2 pseudogenes are annotated in these 1463 nt (G+C 62.3%); both read right to left on the reverse strand.

Going from position 1 to position 1463, the window contains the following annotated elements:
- A pseudogene (locus AC066Y_RS43180) lies at window positions 1–928 on the reverse strand (recombinase family protein); the annotation flags it as partial.
- 105 nt (window positions 929–1033) lie between these two features.
- A pseudogene (locus AC066Y_RS43185) lies at window positions 1034–1390 on the reverse strand (recombinase family protein); the annotation flags it as partial.
- Window positions 1391–1463 lie beyond the last annotated feature (73 nt).

Genomic DNA, 1463 nt, shown 5'->3' on the forward strand with positions numbered 1-1463 from the left:
CCCGCGCGAGATAATCGAACACCGTCTGCGGGGTCACTCCAAGCTCAGCCGCTGCGCCCTGAATTGAGAAGCTTCCATCGGGCCAGCGCATCGGATTCTTGTCCACGCCGTTGATTTTGACGGTGGGAATGCCCCAGCGGGTACGCAACAGCCAGACATTCTCGCCTTTGAAGGCGCAGCCTCGAGCCGCGACGAAGCCTTCCTGATTGAGTATTGCCGCGATCTCGGCATCCATTTTGTGTTCAGCATTCAACTCGACGATCCGTTGCCGCAACCGATCAATGTCGATGTAATCACGGTATGTCTGAACGCGCCGTTGCACGTGATGCTCGCTGGTTGCACCGGTCTGCCAGACGATCTTGAGCCACACCTGACCTCGGGTCCGCTTCTGATCAAGAACGACTTCGCGGATCACAAATCGCAGAATGCGCTTGCGATCGGCTGCCGACGTGGTGGCCGCGTTCCAAATCCGCGGCAGGTTCTCGCCGAGCGCTTGTAGCCCTGCGCATTCCGCCGGGCCAATCAGAAGCGGCTCTTGCCCGCGCCAACGCGCATGCTCCTGCTCGACCGCCTCTGCGACACGCAGCCTCTCTTCCCAAGCCCGCTCAAGTGAGCGCGCCACAAGACGGTTCTCGGGCTCTACGGCGTCATACTGGCGCCGAGCGCGCTCGGCCTCGTAGCGGGCGCGCTCCACGCGAAGCGCCCACTGGCGCTCGAGCTGACGGCTCTCCTGCTCCAGTTGGCCCGCGGCTGCGAGTGCGATCTCAATCTGATCCGGCACCAGGGCGTCGAGGACTATCCGCTCGACCAGCGCGTCAACCGCCAGGGCCCGGACTTCCTGGCACATTGCACTGCCTCGCTGGTCCCGATCCGAGCGGCAGCAATAGACCGGATAGTCGGCATTCGGGCCCGTGTAGCGCATGCTCATGCGCCGTCCACAACGACCGCAGACCGCAATTCCTTGTAACAGGGCTGCCCCCTTGCGCGGTACGCCAGAGTGTCTTGCCTCATAGCGGCAGACGTTATCTGCCAATCGCCCCTGGTTGGCCATGAACTCCTCCCAGCTGATATAGCCTGGGTGAGCGGCGTGGAGGCAAACCGCCCAATCCGCGATCGCTACCTTGACCGTTCCCGTCAGCGATCCCCGCCGGCATCGGCTCGGGTCCTTTTGCCGGCGGCCATAAACATACGCCCCAGCATAGGCCGGATTCTGAAGGATATTAAGGACGCGTGTGCTATCTGGCGCACGCCAGACGATCTCGTGTGGAGAAGGTCCAAGCAGCGGCCGAACCGGCAAGGACAATCCATTCCTGTCCAAGTAACGCATCACACGGCGCGCACTTTGCAGTTCCCGGAATTTAGCAAACACGAGATGAAGACGGGCGCGCACCTCCTCATCCGGATTGAGAACAATTGTGCCCGCTCGATCGTAGGCGAGCCCGGCCGGCAGCGGCAGCCGCAGT

The sequence above is a fragment of the Bradyrhizobium sp. USDA3010 genome (assembly GCF_056429065.1).